This window comes from Paenibacillus sp. CR_12 (assembly GCF_041953985.1).
GTDB lineage: Bacteria > Bacillota > Bacilli > Paenibacillales > Paenibacillaceae > Paenibacillus_AQ > Paenibacillus_AQ lautus_A.
This window is the reverse complement of record NZ_JAVFHO010000005.1, coordinates 361,517-379,549: the sequence shown is the minus strand read 5'-3', so window position 1 is coordinate 379,549 and position 18,033 is coordinate 361,517. Positions and strand designations below refer to the sequence as shown.

Annotated in this window: 18 protein-coding genes; 7 read left to right on the top strand and 11 right to left on the bottom strand. The window is 54.5% G+C overall.

The window, feature by feature from the left end; all coding sequences use genetic code 11:
* Positions 1–58: 58 nt before the first annotated feature.
* Both RB297_RS20505 and RB297_RS20500 read right to left on the bottom strand, forming a co-directional pair.
* Positions 59–535, bottom strand: coding sequence for a hypothetical protein (locus RB297_RS20505; protein ID WP_096774824.1), 477 nt, complete (start codon positions 533–535; stop codon positions 59–61).
* Positions 536–692: 157 nt separating this feature from the next.
* Positions 693–2,048 (bottom strand): sodium-dependent transporter, encoded by a 1,356-nt coding sequence (locus RB297_RS20500; protein WP_096774823.1) that lies wholly within the window; start codon positions 2,046–2,048, stop codon positions 693–695.
* A gap of 327 nt (positions 2,049–2,375) precedes the next feature.
* Between RB297_RS20500 and RB297_RS20495 the strand changes: the two genes are divergently transcribed.
* The gene (locus tag RB297_RS20495) at positions 2,376–2,603 is read left to right on the top strand and encodes a DUF896 domain-containing protein (protein WP_012818607.1); all 228 of its coding nucleotides are present in this window, start codon (positions 2,376–2,378) and stop codon (positions 2,601–2,603) included.
* A 121-nt stretch (positions 2,604–2,724) separates the two neighbouring features.
* On the opposite strand, the gene RB297_RS20490 is transcribed toward RB297_RS20495, so the two are convergent.
* The 3 genes from RB297_RS20490 to RB297_RS20480 are packed head-to-tail and all read right to left on the bottom strand — an operon-like array spanning position 2,725 to position 5,071.
* Entirely contained in the window at positions 2,725–4,020 is a 1,296-nt protein-coding gene (locus tag RB297_RS20490) for a glycosyltransferase family 2 protein (RefSeq protein WP_375121288.1), read from the bottom strand.
* Positions 4,013–4,156 (bottom strand): hypothetical protein, encoded by a 144-nt coding sequence (locus RB297_RS20485; RefSeq protein ID WP_176502464.1) that lies wholly within the window; start codon positions 4,154–4,156, stop codon positions 4,013–4,015. Before RB297_RS20485 ends, RB297_RS20490 begins: the two co-directional genes overlap by 8 nt.
* Before the next feature lie 39 nt (positions 4,157–4,195).
* Entirely contained in the window at positions 4,196–5,071 is an 876-nt protein-coding gene (locus RB297_RS20480; protein ID WP_012818610.1) for a GGDEF domain-containing protein, read from the bottom strand.
* 303 nt (positions 5,072–5,374) lie between these two features.
* Between RB297_RS20480 and RB297_RS20475 the strand changes: the two genes are divergently transcribed.
* Positions 5,375–6,274, top strand: a complete 900-nt coding sequence (locus RB297_RS20475; protein ID WP_375121287.1) for a sigma-70 family RNA polymerase sigma factor — start codon at positions 5,375–5,377, stop codon at positions 6,272–6,274.
* Here the strand turns inward: RB297_RS20475 and RB297_RS20470 are convergent.
* From RB297_RS20470 to RB297_RS20445, 6 genes are all read right to left on the bottom strand, one after another.
* Positions 6,243–6,689 carry a carboxymuconolactone decarboxylase family protein gene (locus tag RB297_RS20470; RefSeq protein WP_009593821.1) on the bottom strand — a complete coding sequence of 149 codons (447 nt, stop codon included), beginning with the start codon at positions 6,687–6,689 and terminating at the stop codon, positions 6,243–6,245. The two genes, RB297_RS20475 and RB297_RS20470, sit on opposite strands and share 32 nt — an antisense overlap.
* 214 nt (positions 6,690–6,903) lie before the next feature.
* Positions 6,904–8,553, bottom strand: a complete 1,650-nt coding sequence (locus RB297_RS20465; RefSeq protein ID WP_192569977.1) for a DUF4179 domain-containing protein — start codon at positions 8,551–8,553, stop codon at positions 6,904–6,906.
* Positions 8,540–9,073: an RNA polymerase sigma factor gene (locus RB297_RS20460; RefSeq protein ID WP_036664778.1), complete on the bottom strand. Its 534-nt coding sequence runs from the start codon at positions 9,071–9,073 to the stop codon at positions 8,540–8,542. Before RB297_RS20460 ends, RB297_RS20465 begins: the two co-directional genes overlap by 14 nt.
* Positions 9,074–9,347: 274 nt before the next feature.
* Positions 9,348–12,152, bottom strand: coding sequence for a glycoside hydrolase family 3 protein (locus RB297_RS20455; protein ID WP_375121286.1), 2,805 nt, complete (start codon positions 12,150–12,152; stop codon positions 9,348–9,350).
* Positions 12,153–12,568: 416 nt separating this feature from the next.
* Positions 12,569–13,318, bottom strand: coding sequence for a Crp/Fnr family transcriptional regulator (locus RB297_RS20450; RefSeq protein ID WP_375121285.1), 750 nt, complete (start codon positions 13,316–13,318; stop codon positions 12,569–12,571).
* Between the two features lie 22 nt (positions 13,319–13,340).
* Entirely contained in the window at positions 13,341–14,405 is a 1,065-nt protein-coding gene (locus RB297_RS20445) for an FAD:protein FMN transferase (protein ID WP_213580010.1), read from the bottom strand.
* Positions 14,406–14,564: 159 nt separating this feature from the next.
* Here RB297_RS20445 and RB297_RS20440 point away from each other — a divergent pair, with 159 nt between their 5' ends.
* Genes RB297_RS20440 through RB297_RS20420 form a run of 5 tightly spaced genes read left to right on the top strand, consistent with a single transcriptional unit; the run spans position 14,565 to position 18,009 of the window.
* On the top strand, positions 14,565–14,945 hold the full coding sequence (locus RB297_RS20440; RefSeq protein WP_009593819.1) for a NusG domain II-containing protein: 381 nt from the start codon (positions 14,565–14,567) through the stop codon (positions 14,943–14,945).
* Positions 14,929–15,474, top strand: a complete 546-nt coding sequence (locus RB297_RS20435) for a Gx transporter family protein (RefSeq protein ID WP_009593823.1) — start codon at positions 14,929–14,931, stop codon at positions 15,472–15,474. Before RB297_RS20440 ends, RB297_RS20435 begins: the two co-directional genes overlap by 17 nt.
* A gap of 16 nt (positions 15,475–15,490) precedes the next feature.
* Positions 15,491–16,366, top strand: coding sequence for an energy-coupling factor transporter ATPase (locus RB297_RS20430; protein WP_375121284.1), 876 nt, complete (start codon positions 15,491–15,493; stop codon positions 16,364–16,366).
* Positions 16,315–17,172 carry an ATP-binding cassette domain-containing protein gene (locus RB297_RS20425; RefSeq protein ID WP_277747625.1) on the top strand — a complete coding sequence of 286 codons (858 nt, stop codon included), beginning with the start codon at positions 16,315–16,317 and terminating at the stop codon, positions 17,170–17,172. Before RB297_RS20430 ends, RB297_RS20425 begins: the two co-directional genes overlap by 52 nt.
* Before the next feature lie 45 nt (positions 17,173–17,217).
* Positions 17,218–18,009, top strand: coding sequence for an energy-coupling factor transporter transmembrane component T family protein (locus RB297_RS20420; RefSeq protein WP_375121283.1), 792 nt, complete (start codon positions 17,218–17,220; stop codon positions 18,007–18,009).
* Positions 18,010–18,033 lie beyond the last annotated feature (24 nt).

The following is an 18,033-nucleotide window of genomic DNA, read 5'->3' as shown; positions in this document are numbered from 1 at the left end:
AAAAAAGGTCTTTCCCAAAGCGAACCGGGGAAGACCTTCTTGCCGTTCAAACTTTGCCTCAACCGGATCCGGCGACCGCAATGCCGCTGAAGGAGACCGGTCCGCTGAGCAGCAGTGAATTTTCGCCGGCCGAGACTATATAGAGAGTATACCGGATCAATCCTTGGTTAACGACCGCGGCGGGAGGGAAATCACCGGCCGTCAGGGAGATGGGAAACATATTGAACGAGAGGTTCCCGGGATCGACGACCTGCTCGTAAATGATCGTTCCGGATCCCGGCGTTCCGCTGCCGTCTCGCTCAATCAATAGAGTCATGGAGGGAGGTCCTGCCTCGGTTGTGGCCGGACGCAACAAGGATACCGTGCCGGACAGCCATACGCGCACGTCCGTGACGTTGACCGTTCCAAGCGCCGGGATGGTTTGAAGTCCGATATCTCCGATAAGGAGCGGCTCGGAAATATCGATGGGTTCACTATCGCTGGCCCGCATTGGCATATGGACGGATAGACGCATGTCCAACAATTGAATCGGCATGGAGAGAAAACACCTCCTTTTAGGATAGTATATGATCAGCTTCATCGAAGGTGTGCCAATCTGCAAGTGTTCGGTCCGTCTCCGGCCGTAAGGCAGCCAAGTCCATAGAAAAGGCAGCCTCCTGGCCGGAAGGGCCATGGGGCTGCCGAGAGCATGATTATTCGAATGTGATAACGCCCGTGGTATGAAGCAGCACCAGTAATACGAGAACCGGCGCAATATAACGGAGCATGAACAGCCACACCCGGAACCAGCCTGCTTTCAAACCAGCCGCATCTGCCGCCTTCTTCCAGAAGTATCCCGCGAAGATGGTGGTGATCAGGCCCCCGACCGGAAGCAGGATATTGGATGTGATGAAATCCAGCCAATCAAAGAAATTTTTGCCGCCGATATCGGTAAGCCCAGGCACGATGCCGAATGACAACGCGGAGGGCAGACCAATTAGCATAACCAGCGCGCCAATGACGAGTACGGCTTTGGTGCGTCCCCAATGCCAGCGGTCCATGACATACGAGGTTGGGACCTCCAGTAGCGAGACGGAGGAGGTTAATGCAGCGATGGCTAGAAGGACGAAGAACAATCCTCCGAAAAAAGCACCCAGCGGCATGGCCGAGAACGCAGCCGGCAGGGCAATAAAGACAAGGGAAGGGCCGGCATTCGGCTCGATCCCGAACGAAGCGGTTGTCGGGAATATGATAAGCCCGGCAATAAATGCATAGATCAGGTCGCCTGCGCCGATGGCTAGGGTAGCTGGACCAAGGGATTGCCGCTTATCGACATAAGCCCCGTAGGTCAACAGAATCCCCATCCCCAGCGAGAGGGAGAAGAAGGCATGTCCCAGCGCGACGAGTGCCGCTTCCGGGCTCAGCTTCGAGAAGTCAGGATTCAAGAAGAAGGATACCCCTGCTCCGGCCCCTGGCAAGGTTACAGCACGGATCATTAACACAATTAACAGAATGATCAGTCCCGGGATCAGGACCTTGTTGAATTTTTCGATTCCGCCGGAGATGCCTTTAGCCACTACCCATCCTGTGATCGCAATAGCGACAATCTGCCAAATGATCGGCATGTAGCCTTCGGTAAACGCGGTGAATTGACCGCCGAAATCGGTGTTGCTGTACAGATTGCCGCTAAACGACATGACGGCATAATGAAGCGTCCAGCCTGCCACAATGACATAGAAGGTCAGGATGAGAAACGGCGCGATAACCTGGAGCAATCCAAGCTGTCCGAAGACTTTCGGTCCGCCCGCTTTAACGAAGGAAGTCGCGGCACTCCCGCGGCCGGCTCGTCCGATGGCAAGCTCCGCCAGCAGGACGGGCAAACCGATCACGATGAGACAGATAATGAAGAGCAGGAAGAAAGCTGCGCCGCCGTGTTCTCCCGTAATGTACGGGAACTTCCACATGTTTCCGAGGCCGACAGAGCTCCCGATCGCGGCCAGGATGAATCCAGCAGAGGAAAAACGATCGCTTTTCCCCGGTGAAGCTGGGTTGTTAAGCTGAGATTTCATAGATGTTCCCCCAGTTGTTTAAAGTTAAGTTCCTCTATTATATTTCATGTGCTGCCAGAAAGGCATAAGCAATTTTTCCTAAGGGGTGAAGACCTGCATTTGTATTATGCTGCGAACACCAAGTTTTCAATACTAACATTAACCACGATTTGTAAATAAATAAACCTTAAACACCAAGTTTAAGGAAAGGAAGGGACTTTTGATAGGAAAATAATCACAAATGCGCCTGATGGCAATGAAGGTTGGCAGGGGTTGACAAATACCTCTAAATAATATATCTTTATATTAAGATAAGTAAACAAACAAATAACGGAAAAGAGGGATATCATGATCCAAAGCTTAACCCGGATTAACGAATTGGCACAAAAACAGCGGGAAGGGGTGCTCACTGCTGCGGAAAGAGCCGAACAGCAAGTTTTGCGCACGGAATACCTGCGCGAAATTCGCGGACAGGTGCTGAGCACCTTTTCGGGATTAAGCATCGTGGATCCCGCCGGTAATGACGTGACGCCTGAGAAACTTCGCAATGAGCAAAAGAACTGGAAAATCGAATAGCCATGACGATGTAAATGCTTTTACACAGCATGGTGAACATAGTGGGACAAGAAGAAGGATCGCCATGACATGGCGATCCTTCTTCTTTTATTTTTCTAACACCAAATATAAATGGCGCCCTCTATCCAAACCGCTCCGTCTTATACCACTTGGATTCCCTGCCCGTAATCTTGTCCACGATCATGGAGTAAAACGCCTTAATGGAGATGACGAGGAACAGCTGAGCGTAGGTGAAGTACGACACGCAGGATAGAATGAAGTTGCGCGTGGTGCTTTGGCCGATGTCCGTTGCGAGCGCCAGGTTAATCTGCAGGACGTAGATGTAATACATTAAGGCCCAGGCAATGACGAGATACATGTAGACATCCCCTTCAAACCGGAAAGGGGAGACGACGGCCGGATTAAACAGCGCGATGATCTGATACACGATATTGGCGATAAATATAATATCCGAGATGATGATGGCAATCATAAACCAGAAGTAACTGGCCGCGTAATACAGCACATGCAGCTTAATCCGCCAGCTGCTCCGGTCGAACAGATGATGAATATTATCCGTGACGACGCTGTAGTTGCCTTTGGCCCAGCGTTCGCGCTGCTTCATGTACACCTTCAGATCCTCGGGCTCCTGCTGATAAGCTTCGGCTTGGGGAGCCAGGGCAATCAGCTGCCCTCTCGTCAGGATCTCGAACGAAATCGCGGTATCTTCGGTGATCGCATGCTCATCCCATCCGCCGATGTCCTGAATGAGCGCGGTTTTCACGATAAAGTTCGTGCCGGGAATGGTACCCAGCTTAAATAGCTGCCATAACCCGGTATGATGCACGCGCTGAATGGTCACCAGCTCCAGATTGATGCAGCGGGACAGGAAATTCTGCCCGCGGTTTCGGGCCTTGTTGCGTCCGAAGACGGCCCCGTAGCGTTCGGGCTGCTCCATCGCCTTCTGCGTGAGGAACAACAGCGCATTTTTCTCGGGAGCGGCGTCCGCGTCGTAGACACAGATCCATTCGCCGGTTGCCTGCTTGAGCGCGTCGTTCAAAGCGCCCGATTTGCCGCCGGTTCCCGTTCTCTCCAGGATCAGAAAGTCGCGGTCCCGGTAACGCTCATTCGCTTTCAGCGCTTGTAACCGCTCGGCCGTATGATCCTTGCAATTGTCGGCGATGACAATCAGCTGCATTTTGTGGTGAGGGTAATTCATGTGCAAAATGTGCTCGACCGTTGCCTGGATGACCAATTCCTCATCGTGCGCGGGCACCATGACCGTCACGGTGGGATAATCCTCCAAATTGCCGGGATTCACCAGCTTCTGCCGGCTTTGTTTATGAATGAACACGATGGCGCCGGCCATGATAATAATCGACTCCAGTACGGCAATCCATATGCTGATGATGGAGATAACAAGGAAAAAGTCAGTCACTAAACTTCCCCCGATCGTACTTTCGTTTGATTTTCGAACGGAAGCTTAAGGTTGCGATCGTCAGGATCATGATGGCGGTGGAGAACACGATGCTGACCCCGATGCATAGAGGGATAAACCAATGGGTATACGACATCGGCTGCAAGCCTCCTTTTTCAAGGTGATGATAACTTCGTTAAATATATTCACCGATGAGGTCGGTCTCGGTATTACGTTCTAAAGCGGAGATGACATCATCGATATGTTCGTATCGGCTGAACTGCTCTTTCTGGAATACGAGGCCGCCGGCTCTTACCACTAGCTTGAGGGACATGCCTTTTTTATCCCGGAAGGGGACGTTCATCATGGCGACTTTGATGCGGTCCATGAGGCTTTTGAGGTATTCCGGCTTGGTGAGCGGACATAGAATGATAAACCGCCCTTCGCCGATGGAGAACTTATAGTCTTCGTAACGGATCTGCTTCTGAATCGTATTGGACAATTCCACAATCAGCCTGGCAAAGCGGTGGGAGCCGACGTTTTCTCTGGTCAGGGGGAGGAAATCGAGCTTGAACATCATAATGCAGAATCCGTATTGATCGGAGTACCGGTTTGCCAGATTTGCTTGTTTCACCAGCGTGCTTTCAAAAGCCTCCTTGCTGCCGAGCGAGGTATCGATGTCGATGTCCGGGTTGGTTTTCCTCAGTTGCTCGAGACGGCGGATAAATCTTCGGCTTCGCACGAGGGCCAGCTTAATGAAGACGGCAATGGCGGTATTGGCGGGCAGCAGCAAAATCCAGGACAGCGTAAGCGCGTGGATTGGAGCCAGCGTGGACAACCAGACGAAATACGTGACCAAATACACAAAAACGGCAACCGTCGAAACGCCGACCGGCAGAAAGAACCCGATAAGTAAAGCGGCCAGCGAGCCGGCGCTAAACATAAATTCCATGAAAGTAAAACTTTGGTTTACATGGATGTGCCAAAATAATAACGCCTGCTGGACGATGGCAAGAGCAATCAGCAGAAAATAACCGAATTCGACGCGACGTAAAGGGGTGGATTTTTTCATGTGTTTCCCTACTTTCTAAGCTCTTAAACCTTTTACGTTTGTGGTGAGGTCATCCCATATGTTATTTAAAAATTACCCAAATGTCGATAGATTTATCGTACCTTGTCCACAATGTTCATATTGGATCGCGAACGCAGCGTTCGTTGACCCTCAAACTCTCCGATAAACTGCCCCTTTTAGAGATCGGGATCTATAGGATAGAGTAGGATTAGGGCGTCTTGATGTCACAGACGGTAGTGTTCATCTGTCTTATATGTGGTGTAGTTTACTGCCGACAATATACAGAGTAAGAAGGTGTGCCTGATGTTATGGGATCAAATCTATATCGAATACAAGCCGATGATGTTCGGCCTGGCCTACCGGATGCTGGGGAGTGCGGCGGATGCCGAGGACATCGTGCAGGATGTTTTTTCCCAATTCGTGCAGATGGATCGGGGAGAGGTGATAAACGAGAAGGCATATTTGGCCAAAATGACAACGAACCGCTGCATCAACCTGCTGAAATCGTCCAGGTGCCAGCGCGAAACGTATACCGGCCCCTGGCTGCCGGAGCCGATGCCGGATTATGACATGATAAAGCGGTCCGATCCTGCGGAACGCCGCGAGAATATCGGCTATGCCTATCTGGTGCTGCTCCAACGCCTGACGCCGCTGGAGCGTGCCATCTATATCGCCAAGGATACGCTGGGTCTCGAATATCATGAAATCTCGGAGATGCTTGGCAAGACGGAGATCAGCTGCCGCAAGACCTTCAGCCGTGCCCAGCAAAAAATGGGCCGACATACGGAGAGGCCGGTGGGAGAAGGGACCCGTACGGAAAAGCAGGAACGCTTCGTTGAAGCCTTCCTGCGGGCGTCCGATATGGGTAATTTTAAACCGCTGCTCTCTTTCCTGAAGGAAGAGGTTACGCTGCTGTCGGATGGCGGCGGCAAAGCGAAAGCAGCCATCAATCCGATACTGGGCGTGAAGCGGGTACGGGCTTTCTTCGAGGGATTGTCTGCCAAAGGCTCGTTTCGGGAAGGGTTTGAACCCGTCTCCATCAATGGGGAGCCCGGTGTATTGCTGAAGCGGGAAGGCAGGGTCTCCATGGTGCTTACGGCAGAGTGGGAACCCGATTTGTCCCGCATCAGCCGGATCTTTCTTGTGGTCAATCCGGATAAACTGCAGCTGTTTAATCAAAACAGCCCGGGAACAGCCCTGTAGCAACGCCGATCCGGTTCCAGGCATTGATGGTCGTAATCGCCATGACCAGATCGACGAATTGCTTCTCGTCAAAATGCTTGCGCACGCGTTCGTATACCTCGGCGGGAACGCCGGCTTCGGACAGCTTGGTCACGCACTCCGTCAATTCGATGACGGCCCGTTCCTCATCGGAATAGATCGGCACTTCGCGCCACATTGGCAGAAGAAGGAGGCGGTCCACGCTCTCGCCCATGGAGAGCAGATCCTTCGAATGCATATCCACGCAGAAGGAGCAGCCGTTGATCTGGGACGCCCGGAGCTTAATGATCTCGTACAGCTTATGATCCAGTCCGCTTTTTTGGGCTGCTTGCTCCAGGGCTAGCAGGGTTTTGAAGGCTTCGGGATTGGCCGACCGGTAATTCATTCGCAGTTCCATGTTCAGTTCCCCTTTACGGTTGATGGTTGATGTTCACCAATATGACAGTCTGCCGCCCAGAATTGTGACATGTGAACGAAAAAAAAGAAGAAACCCTTCATTGACGGAGTACGAAACATCCGAAAGGGCGGCATTTCTAGACAGAAATGCCGCTTCGGGTAACGTTTTCGTCCTCTGCATGGGGTTTCTTTATCGTTTATAACGCTGGATAGGTTTATTTTCCGGTTTTGAGCGGAATGCGCAGGACGTCGTCCCGCTTATGGGTGGTATAGTTCCAAATATAAACCTCGAGCTCGGTCTTGTCGAAATTCTTATACACGTCCATATGTTTATTGCTGTCATCGCCGAGCAGGCCGATGATGGCCGGCATGCCATAGTTCCGATCTTCGCCGTCCAGATAATAAGTCTGGTTGACGCCGCCGAACGCCGGGTCGGAGCTCAAGGATTCCACATAGAGGTTGTGGTCCTTCATGTAATAGGTCCACGTGATCGGATAGCCGGCGATGCTGGACGTTAAGGTCTGATGCTCAGCCGAAATATCGGTCAAGCGGATCGGATTCTTATCTCCGGCGAATTCGTCGACGCGGTGCTTGGCGACCAGAGACACGGGGCGGTTCGCCAGAGAGGCTGCATCCAGTCCGGTCATTTCAAAGCGCAGCTCCGTTTTCTTGGACTGGCCGGGCACATGCCACATGCTTCCGCTTAACAGCGTTCCGCCTACGTCCAGCTGATAGTCCATGTATGGAAAACGGGCATGCTTTTCCTTATGGGTCAGGATCAGCCGGACTTGGGTTGGCGTCACGATCATTTCATGGATCTTCGATTCGCCAGGCACCTGATCTACAGGGATATTCAGCACGTCCTTCCAAGTGCCGTTGGCCATTTGTTTCTTGGATAGAGCCATATTCAAGCTCCAGGTATCATCGACGCTTTGCAGCGTGCGATCATAAGCCAACTGGAATGTCGTACCTTCCGCACGCAGGGAATCGGACTTGAATATTTGCTGGCTCAGGTATTCTCCGGTGGCTGCCGGAGTTCCGAAAGTAGAAGGTTTAACCTCCTTAATCATCTCATTCTTGTCATCGGCTGCTTGAATTCGCACCCAGCTTCTGCTGTTCATTTCAGGGTCCGTAAATCTAATGGCCGATTGAAGCAGGACATTGCCTTCGGCCTGCTCGAAGGACTGCAGGGTCACGCTGTCAATGCCATCCTTTTGAATGGGGAATACCTGCGTATTCGGGTTTTGAGGGTCGTAAGGGATGGACTGTTTTCCATCGCCGGTAAAACGAATATTCTCCATCGCAAACTCGATATCCGCGATCTGGCCCTCAGCAACCCAATCGGTCTCGAAATACCCCTGGAATACGCCTAACTCCTCGCTCCACTGATGCGAATAATGACCCTCGACGGAATGGCCTTCCTTATCTTTAAGCCCGATTCGGTCAAAAGCGATTTGTTCGCCGGCCCGCTTCGAGCCAGGATCCAGGCTGTAGAGCAGGAACGTGCGGTTCTCATCGATAAACGCCGTGTGCACCGTTAGCGTGATGCCATCCTTCGTAACGGATTTCTCAATTGCCTGGCCAAGCCCTTGTTCTAGCGCAGTCTGGATCCCGGCCTTGTAAGACAGAAGATGGGACCAGTCATAATTCAAGGCTGCATAGACCGGCGTAGCCATCAGGGCGACGGATATCCCGGTAATGATCGCAATTCGCTTTCGCTTACGCGGACGAAGCGGAGTCGATTCCCCTCCGGCCACCTTCAATTCGTCCTGCTGTATGCTGCTCCACATCCGGTCAAAATCAGGATAAGACACGTTATTCGCTGTGTTCATCTGATTTTTCAGAGTATTCTCAAAACGTTCCAAATTGTTTCTCCCCCTTCAGCCAAAAGCCGTTATGATGCTCGAGCTTTTTGCGCATGATTTTCAATGCTTTGTGAAGCCTTGATTTAACCGTTCCTACAGGGATCTTCAACGTTTCGGCAATTTCCGCCATCGACAGCTCGCCAATATAGCGGAGCGTGACCACGGCCATCAGCTTGTCCGGGAGCTGCCGCAGCAGGCTCTCCCATTCCGCCGCCGCTGCTTTTTCCAATACGATGGTGTCCACGGATTTAACCGATGCCGCGGTCTGCTCGTGGAGCCAAGCGACCTGGCTTTGCTTTTCCCGCTGGGTCTGATTCCTTCTAAGCAGGTTCAGGCAGTGATTCATCGCGATGCGCATGATCCAGGCGCGTGTATGTTCTACGCTTCTCCAATCCTGGCGAAATACGGTGACGAATACGTCGTGGCAGAGATCTTCCGCATCTTGGGCGTTCCGCAGCATGTAGTAGCAGGTACGGTACACGTCCTTGTTGTATGAATCGAATAACTCGCGTTCCGTCAATCCAAGGCACTCCTTTCTTTGCGTTATGTCTAATAAACAAATGACCCTTGGAAAGGGTTCATATTTTATTGCGGAGGTGGCCTTATAACGAAGGCGGAGACATTTTCTTATATTTTCGGATTGACTTCATTCTAACAAAAAAGAACATCTGCCCATCGTATAAAACGTAGGGCAGATGTTCTATGGATATCTGTAAGATAGGGTGCCGCTGACAGGCTCGTTAGAACCGTCGATTAAGCATATTACAGAGGGTTATCACTAGATCGCTGGCGGCTTAAGCTATGCGGAACCAGCTGATCTGCACCTCGCCTTTCATGAATAGGAAGACGTCGGCCCGTCCTGCTAACCCCGTCAGATCGGCCTGAACCGTCGTCCAGGCCTGGCGCCCTCCGGTCGGCAGGACCCTGCAGCTTCCGGCTGCGGGGCCATCCGGGCTGCCGGTCGTAACGACGATGTCGCCGCCCTTGATATGTCCGCTCACCCTGGCCTCGAACGTGGCCGGAGAATCGCCGAGATCGGCGTCATGGAAGGCGATCCATCCCGAGTCGCCGATTAAACGGATGCTTTCGCCGCCTTCGCGGCATTCATCGAGGAAGACACCCTGGTAGTCGTCATAATTCACTGCTCGAACAGGCTCCCGCAGCGTGCGTGGCGGGATCGTTTCTCCTTCGACTTGAAGGACTGCGGTGACCGGCAGCCGGCCGGAGGATGGTCCAGCCATGAGCGTATAGGTCCCGCTTTCCACGCAGTAACGCTCCCGGGTGACATCCCAGAAGGCCAGATCCTCGGCTTTGAGCTGAAAGGTTACCGTTTCCGAAGAGCCTGGAGCCAGATGAACGCGGCGGAAGCCCTTCAACGTTTTGAGAGGACGAATGACGCGGGAGGAGTCAGCCTTCACATACAGCTGAACCACCTCATCCCCGGCCAGCTGGCTCTCGTTCCTAACCGCAACGGTGACGGTTACGCTGCCTTCGGCCGTGATCTGCGGACGGCTAAGCGATAGACCGCTGTATTGGAAGCGGGAATAGCTGAGGCCGTGACCGAACGGGTACAGTACATCCCCCTCGAAATATTGATAGGTCCGCTTCCCTTTGATAATGTCGTAATCCATGATGACCGGAAGCTGTTCGGTTGACTTATACCACGTCATGTTTAAGCGGCCGCCCGGATTATAATCTCCGTACAGAACGTCGGCCACCGCGTGGCCCAGCTCCTGCCCGGCGTGAGACGTAAAGAGGATGGCCGGCACATGCTCCTGTTCCCAGTTCACCGCGAACGGATACCCGCCTACGATGACCACCACCGTATGGGGATTAGCTTCGAACACCGCCTGTATCAAGGCCTGCTGTGCAGGCGGAAGGGTGATGTCGGGTCGGTCGATCGTTTCCTTGCCGTTAATGAACGGGCTGTTTCCCACGAAGACGATGGCGGTTTCAGCCGATGCTGCCGCTGCAGCGGCTTCAGCGATGCCGTCCTTTACCGTTTCGATGGTAAACGGCGTTCCCGTTTCCTCGATGCCGCCAACAACAAGCCGGCCATGCTCATCGAGCAGGATCGGTTTGCCTTCCCAGTTTTTCATCAGGAAGCTTTCATCCGGCAACGCTTCGAAGCCGAAAGCCTCCTTCACGAACCAGCCGCGAGCTTCGTCGGCCGCTGCTTGCAGTCCCGTCTCCGTTTCGGTTACGAATTTGCCGCTGCCGACCAGGCGGAGCGTGACAGAGCCCCAGCCCCAGTCGTTTCGCTCGAATACGGCGGCATCGGCGGATGCTGACGTGCCTGCAAACAGGATGCCCTGCTCCTCGGAAGACAGGGCGACATACGTGCCGCTGACGGCAGAACGAAGGCGCACCTGATCCAATCCCGTATGGAATTGAACGTTGCGGTCTCCCGCTTTGGCCTGCACGCCCTGAAGCGGCGTAATCCGGTAGGGAGGCGTGCCGCTGTACCAATCCGTGAACGCTTCGTTGGCGAGCGGTCCGATCACGGCCGCGGATTTGAACGGATCACGCGGAAGGGGCAGCAAACCGTCATTCTTCAGCAGCACAATCGACTCACGGGCGGCTCGAAGAGATAATTCGGCATGCTCCGGCGCGCAGAGCTTGGTCTCCGGTACGCGGCTGTAGGGATTCCGCTCCTCCGGGTCGAATTCGCCAAGGCGGAAGCGGACGCGGAAGGTATTGCGGAGGGCATGGTCCAGATGCTGCTCCTCAAGCAATCCTTGCTCCAAAGCATCGCGGAGAGCGCGGAAGGAGATGTCCTGATCGTCGGTGATGCTGTCGATTCCGGCTTTGACGGAACCCGCAACGGCCTCTGCGTAGGAAGCGACATAATGATGGTCCATGACGGTACCCAGCACGTCACCCGCGTCCCCTACGACGAATCCGTCCATGCCCCATTCCTGCTTGACGATATCGTTCACTTCATGGTTCAGGTTGCACGGCGTGCCGTTGATGCCGTTATACGCGGTCATCATGGAACCGGCTTTCCCTTCCCGGAACGGAGCCTCGAAAGCTTTCAGATAATATTCGCGTTTGTTCCTCGGATCGATGCTTACCGAGGCGCTGCCGCGGTCGGCTTCATTGTTATTGCCGTAGAAGTGCTTCAGGGTAGCTACCGTTTTGTAGTAGAAGGGATGGTCTCCCTGCATGCCCTTCACCAGCCCGGTGGATAGCTCCCCGGTCAGGTGCGGGTCTTCCCCGTAGGCTTCTTCCGTTCGTCCCCACCGGGGGTCGCGTTCCAGATCCACTGTCGGCGCCCAGATGGTCAGTCCGTTGATGGCCCGGTCGCGCTGGTAATAGACCCGGGCTTCCTCTGCGATGACCGAGCCGATTTCACGCATCAGCTCGGGATTCCACGTGCACGCAAGTCCGGTGTTTTGCGGAAAGACGGTCGCTTCGCCAAGCCATGCCACGCCGTGGGCGCCTTCGGTGCCATGCTTATATTTTTGCACGCCGAGACGGGGGATTTCCGTCTGGTATTGGCACATTAATTCGATTTTTTCGTCCAAGGTCAATCGGGTTACCAGATCGTGAACCCGCTCTTCCAGCGGTAGATCCGGATCCTGGAACGGATATTTCATGAGCAAAACCTCATTTCTAAGCAGAGTTGGAATGGAAACGCTCTCAGATATACATGCAAAAAGTGTGCGTTTCCCTTAAACCGTTAAATCAACTCCATCATAGCGCGCAAGGCGGAGTCATGATACACCGAGAATTAGCGCAGTTTTCATGTGGAAATTTCGAATGTTTGCCGAACCTCTGCATGCTTGAAGGGAGGTCGTTAATCAGACGGCAGTATCATTTCAGGAGAGAATTCGCTTTCTAGAGCGGGTAATGGTAATGGAATCATGTGGTGATCACGAAAATCCTTGGGTGCTGGCGTGTAAATGAAATTCATGAAAGGGGCCATGAGAATAAGAAACCTCTGTTTAGATACGGGTTAGAGTACTGCTGTTGACTCCGTGTTCCATTCAGAGGTTTTTTTGTTTGATGTCCGTTACATTCGGCAAATCTCTTTGGGGCAGTCCTCGCAGTGGCAAATATTCCGCAAATAGGCGGGGTCATTCAGAACGATGCGCCCCCGCTCGGTAGAAATCACGCCAAGATCCTTAAGCTCGTTCAAGATACGGTTGACGCTTTCGCGAGTAGAGCCGATCATCTCCGCCATCTCCAGATTCGTGATCCGCTTGCCGATGATAGCCCTGTGATCCTTGGCGGTCCCGCCGGTGCCGTACATATTGTACAGCCGCAGCAGCAGAGAGCATAGGGCGCCGGATTTGCCATGCAGCAGCAAATCGCGCAGTTTGCTCTGCGTGGTACGCTGCATGAGCGCCATCCAGCCCATATATTCCACGGCAAAGTCACCGTTGATGCGGATGATTTTATCCAGCTCGGTCTGGGTCACGACGCCGACCTCGCTATCCTCCATGGCCCTGGCTTCGAAATGATGCACGGCTCGTCCGAACGGATCGGGCTCACCGAACAGATCGCCCGGGATGTGGAGCGACAAGGTTGCCGACAATCCGCCTTCCAGCAGCTTGGATACCTTCAGGCTTCCCCGGTTTACGAAGTACAGCCGGTCGGCAGGATCGTTCTCCTGATACAGACAATCGCCGGCAAACAAACCGATTGGCTCGGCCATTTCCCGGATTAAAGCGAGATGCGGCGGCGAAAAGACGAAGGAAGTGCCCGCAGGAAACAGCCCTCCATCCTTCGCATCGGACCTTGCAGCTCGATTCTGTTTCATACGATCTTCTCCTTTTCGTAACTTATTCGGCAAGCTGATAATTGTCATTCGTTAGTTTGAATGTATCGGCCAGACCTGAGGTGAGATAGATTTGATGGTCGGTGGTGACGAAAATGGCATCGGCGTCATCCCGGCTCTCGACGAACTGCCGACCTTCCGTAAGCCCAAGCGAAAAGACGGATGTCGACATGGCATCGGCGTCCATGGACGTGTCGGTCACGATCGTCACGCTGAGCAGGTCGTTATCGACCGGATAACCGGTGAAGGGGCTCAGAATATGGTGATACACGGTTCCTTCTGCTTCGAAGAAGCGCTCATACACGCCGGAGGTCACGATGGTCTTGTTGACGGCTTGAAGGGTACCCAGGGATTGCCCGCGATCCTTCTCAGGGTCCTGGATGCCGATATTCCATGGTGAGCCGTCCGGCTTTGAACCCATGGCCAGGATGTTGCCCCCGAGGTCAATGATGGCGGAGCGGAAATCCTGCTGCTGCAAATAGTCCGCGATGACATCTGCGGCATATCCTTTGGCGATGGCGCCTAGATCCAGCGACATTCCCTCCTTCTCCAGCCGGATGGCATTCGATGCCGGATTTAAAATCACATCCTTGTAGTTCATTCGCTGCATGGCGGCGGCGAGCTCATCTTCTTTCGGCACTGCGGGGTGTTCGCCCCCGATGCCCCAGAGATCCACCAGCGGGCCTACGGTCGGTTCGAAATGTCCGCCGGAAGCCGCCGCGTAATCGATGGCGGTCTGGACCACCTTGAAGGTCTCTTCCGAAACGCTGACCTCGGATTTGCCCGCCGCTTGATTGACCTGATCGATCTCGCTGCCGGCCAGCTGCCGGTTCATACGCTGGTCGATCCGTTCCAGCAGAGCCCTAACCTCGTCGAAATGCCGGGGTGTCATCCGTTCATCGTAAACGCGGAGACTTACAATGGTATCGAATATAAAGTAACGTTCGGCTGCCGGTTCGGTGCTGGCGGCTGTCTTCTGATCCGCTTTGGTTGTGCAGCCGATCGCTCCCGTCATCAGCAGGGCGAGCATGATCAACAGGCTGCCGCAGGAAAGAAACTTCCTATACATGATAGTGCCTCCTCTTCGAATTCTGATGCTGTTTTTGCATCGAGTTCCGATGATCTCAGCGTATCAGACCCTTATCCCGCTGAATGTGAGAAAAATCATTTCTGGCACTTGGAGCAGCCCTGATAATGAAGATAAGCAAAGCGAAGTGGAGAGATGCTGATGAAACGCGGAGATATTGGAATAGCGCTTGTGCTGATAGCGGCTGTCGCCTGGTTTGGAATATCCAAGTTTATGGGGGAAGACGGAACGGCAAAGGGAACCTATGCCATGATCGAGGTGAACGGAAAGCATTATGATACGGTGGCGCTGACGGAAGAGCCCCGAGACATAGAAATCCGGACGGAGCGGGGATACAACCTCTTGAGGATCTCGCGCGAAGGGATCGAGATGGTGGAGTCGGATTGTCCGGATCAGCTCTGCATCGGGTTCGGCCACGTTCACGACATCCATGGCACCATCGTATGTTTGCCTAATCGCGTGTTCGTGGAAGTGACCGGAGAACAAATTAAAGGAAGTGAGCCGGATGCCGTTGTCTCCTGATCCGTATGCGCTCCGCAAGCTGGTCGTGATCGCCATCTGCGCATCATTATCGGTGGTGCTGGGCATTGTGGAAGCCCTGATTCCGTTCGCTGTCACGATACCCGGCGCCAAGCTGGGGCTCGGCAATATTATGGTTCTGACCTGTCTGGTCTGCCTTGGGGGCAGGGATGCCCTGTGGCTCATTGTCTTAAAAACATTGTTGACCGCCTTTATACTCGGCAGCTTCTCGACCTTTCTGTTCAGCATGTTCGGCGCTCTGGCGAGTTATCTGGTGATGTATGTCATGCTGAGGCTCGGGGGGAGCAATTTCAGCTTAACCGGCGTGAGCATCGCTGGCGGCATCGCTCATAATATCGGGCAATTGACGGCAGCCTCGCTGGTATTGGGAACGGCAAAAATTTATTATTACCTGCCCTTTCTGCTCGGGGCGGGCGTGGTGACCGGGATCTTCGTCGGATGGGCCGCAAAATATCTGATCGAATCCCTGCGGCGTATTGATCCGTTCGGCATGTTTCACACAGAAAGCTAAGGGGGAGGCGTTAGGCATGGCGGGCATAACCGATAAGTCAGAGCATGCGGTAAAGCTTAAGCATGTATATTACGGGCAGGGCTGTACGAACGTGCTCAAAGATGTCTCGCTGGCGATCCCCCATGGACAGTGGGTATGCATCGCCGGAAGGAACGGGGCAGGCAAGTCCACGCTCATTCGGCTGTTGAACGGCCTGCTCCTCATGAGCCGGGGACGCATTCTGATCGATGGGCTGGAGCTGAACGGCCGCACGCTGGGCGACATTCGCCGTCATATCGGCATGGTGTTTGCCAACCCGGACGATCAGTTTGTCGGCCTCACCGTAGAGGATGATATCGCGTTTGGCCTGGAAAATCTGTGCCTGAGCCGGAAAGAAATGCAGCAGCGGATTCGAACCTATGCGGAGCGGCTGGATATCGTCCATCTGCTCCAACGGCATCCGGCGACTCTGTCCGGCGGACAGAAGCAGCGGGCGGCCATCGCTGCCGTGCTGGCGATGGAGCCTTCCATCATTGTCATGGACGAGGCGGCCTCCATGCTGGATGAGAAGGCCAAGCATGAGCTGCTGGGCCTGATGCGGGCCATGCACGCCGAAGGCGGGTACACGCTCATCTCCATCACCCATGATGTGGAGGAGATGGCCGAAGCCGACCGGATGGTCGTGCTGGACGGCGGCATGGTGGCAGCGGACGGCAGTCCAAAGGAGCTGCTTCTGCAGGACGACTTGCTGCGGCGGTGCAGGCTGAAGGCGCCTTTTGCCCTCCAGCTGTGCAGGGAGCTGAAAGCGAGGGGAATCGATATCGGCGAGCTGGTCAGGGAGAAGGAGGTGCTGGAGGCATTATGGTCATATCATTCGAAGAGGTTTCTTACCGCTACCGGGACCGGGGGATGAGTCCTATTCTTGGGCTTGACGGCCTGAATCTGGAGCTGGAGGAAGGCCGAATGATTGCCGTGCTCGGTGCGCCGGGCTCGGGGAAATCAACGCTTCTCCAGCATATGAACGGTTTGATTCGGGCGGATGACGGCCTGATTCGCATTTTGGATTTCCGCCTTGAATCGGGCGACGGCAAGAAAATTCCCGCCGGGCTGCGGCAGCGGGTCGGCCTGGTGTTTCAATATCCGGAGCAGCAGCTGTTTGAAGAAACGGTGGAGAAGGATCTCTTGTTCGGACCCCTTAATTTCGGACGGAGTCCAGCCGAAGCCGCAGAGGCGGTCCGCAGAGCGGCATCCTTCGTCGGATTGGATGAGGAGCTGCTGGGACAGAGTCCCTTCAAGCTAAGCTCGGGCCAAATGCGGAAAGCAGCAGTCGCGGCCGTATTGGCGGCCGATCCGGACATTTTGGCTTTGGATGAGCCAACGGCCTCCCTCGATCCTGCCAGCCGGGAGGATCTGATGCAGCGGCTGCATGGGTTAACGAGGTCGCAAGGCAAAACCGTCCTCGTCGTCACTCATCGATTGGAGGAAATCGTGGCCTTTGCCGACGAATTCGTGGTAATCAAAGACGGCAAGGTCCTGTTTCAAGGAACGGCCGGGGAGCTCGTACAACGGCAGGAGGTGCTGGAGCAGGGAGGTCTGATGGCTCCTTCCTCCATGCGGATGGCGGGTATGCTGGCCGCACAGCTTGGAATCGAACCCGCGGAAATGCTTCCGGATGCGGCAGCATTGGCGGAATGGTATGCGGAACTGCTGGGATCATAGGACAGGGCCGGCAGGGCTAGGCAGAGGAGATAGGAGGGAGCCGACATGAAACGAAAAATCATCCTGGGCCGATATATGGAAGGCGATTCATGGGTTCACCGTCTGGATCCCCGCGCCAAGACGGCGGCCATGCCGCTCTTTATGGTGGCGGTGTTCCTGGTGGACGGATATATGGGGGTACTCGCGCTGCTGCTGTTCACTGCGGCGGTGATCCGGACCACGCGCATCCCGTACCGCTATTACATCAGAGCCATGAAACCGCTGATGTTCCTGCTGTTGTTCATCCTGGTATTTCACATCCTTTATGATGCGGGAGGCGGGAAACTGCTGGATGTGGGCGCGTTCAAGGTATATGCCGGCGGATTGGAAAAAGGGATCGTGTCCGCTTCGCGGATGGGACTCTTCATCATGCTGGCGGCGGTGCTGACCTTCACGACCCAGCCGGAGCAGCTGGCCCAGGGGCTCGGCAGCCTCCTGCGGCCGCTGACCTGCATCGGAGTGCCGACGGATCGGCTGGTGCTGATGCTCGGCATTGCCCTCCGGTTCATACCGACCATCTTCGAGGAAGCCGAGCGGCTGTGGAAGGCCCAGCAGTCCCGGGGACTGGACCTGTCATCCCGCCCGCTGAGGGAGAAGGCGCGGCTGATCATTGCCCTGCTGGTCCCGGTAACGACAGGCGCTTTCCGGCGCGCGATCGGGCTTGCCGATTCCATGGAGGCCCGGGGCTATCGCCTGGGTGCGCGGCGAAGCAGGTTCAGGACGTTTGTATGGAAGCGGGCGGACACGTTATTCGTGGCGGCATTTCTGCTGCCCGTGGCCGCAGCCGCGATGCTGTAACGGCGGTCTGAAGAGCATGAAAAC

What these genes read in the sequence shown, in the direction of transcription:
- RB297_RS20505 (WP_096774824.1), bottom strand. Translation starts at nt 535, where the DNA reads ATGCCGATTCAATTGTTGGACATGCGTCTATCCGTCCATATGCCAATG.
- RB297_RS20500 (WP_096774823.1), bottom strand. Translation starts at nt 2,048, where the DNA reads ATGAAATCTCAGCTTAACAACCCAGCTTCACCGGGGAAAAGCGATCGT.
- RB297_RS20495 (WP_012818607.1), top strand. Translation starts at nt 2,376, where the DNA reads ATGATCCAAAGCTTAACCCGGATTAACGAATTGGCACAAAAACAGCGG.
- RB297_RS20485 (WP_176502464.1), bottom strand. Translation starts at nt 4,156, where the DNA reads ATGTCGTATACCCATTGGTTTATCCCTCTATGCATCGGGGTCAGCATC.
- RB297_RS20480 (WP_012818610.1), bottom strand. Translation starts at nt 5,071, where the DNA reads ATGAAAAAATCCACCCCTTTACGTCGCGTCGAATTCGGTTATTTTCTG.
- RB297_RS20475 (WP_375121287.1), top strand. Translation starts at nt 5,375, where the DNA reads ATGTTATGGGATCAAATCTATATCGAATACAAGCCGATGATGTTCGGC.
- RB297_RS20470 (WP_009593821.1), bottom strand. Translation starts at nt 6,689, where the DNA reads ATGGAACTGCGAATGAATTACCGGTCGGCCAATCCCGAAGCCTTCAAA.
- RB297_RS20455 (WP_375121286.1), bottom strand. Translation starts at nt 12,152, where the DNA reads ATGAAATATCCGTTCCAGGATCCGGATCTACCGCTGGAAGAGCGGGTT.
- RB297_RS20450 (WP_375121285.1), bottom strand. Translation starts at nt 13,318, where the DNA reads ATGAAACAGAATCGAGCTGCAAGGTCCGATGCGAAGGATGGAGGGCTG.
- RB297_RS20445 (WP_213580010.1), bottom strand. Translation starts at nt 14,405, where the DNA reads ATGTATAGGAAGTTTCTTTCCTGCGGCAGCCTGTTGATCATGCTCGCC.
- RB297_RS20440 (WP_009593819.1), top strand. Translation starts at nt 14,565, where the DNA reads ATGAAACGCGGAGATATTGGAATAGCGCTTGTGCTGATAGCGGCTGTC.
- RB297_RS20435 (WP_009593823.1), top strand. Translation starts at nt 14,929, where the DNA reads ATGCCGTTGTCTCCTGATCCGTATGCGCTCCGCAAGCTGGTCGTGATC.
- RB297_RS20430 (WP_375121284.1), top strand. Translation starts at nt 15,491, where the DNA reads ATGGCGGGCATAACCGATAAGTCAGAGCATGCGGTAAAGCTTAAGCAT.
- RB297_RS20425 (WP_277747625.1), top strand. Translation starts at nt 16,315, where the DNA reads ATGGTCATATCATTCGAAGAGGTTTCTTACCGCTACCGGGACCGGGGG.
- RB297_RS20420 (WP_375121283.1), top strand. Translation starts at nt 17,218, where the DNA reads ATGAAACGAAAAATCATCCTGGGCCGATATATGGAAGGCGATTCATGG.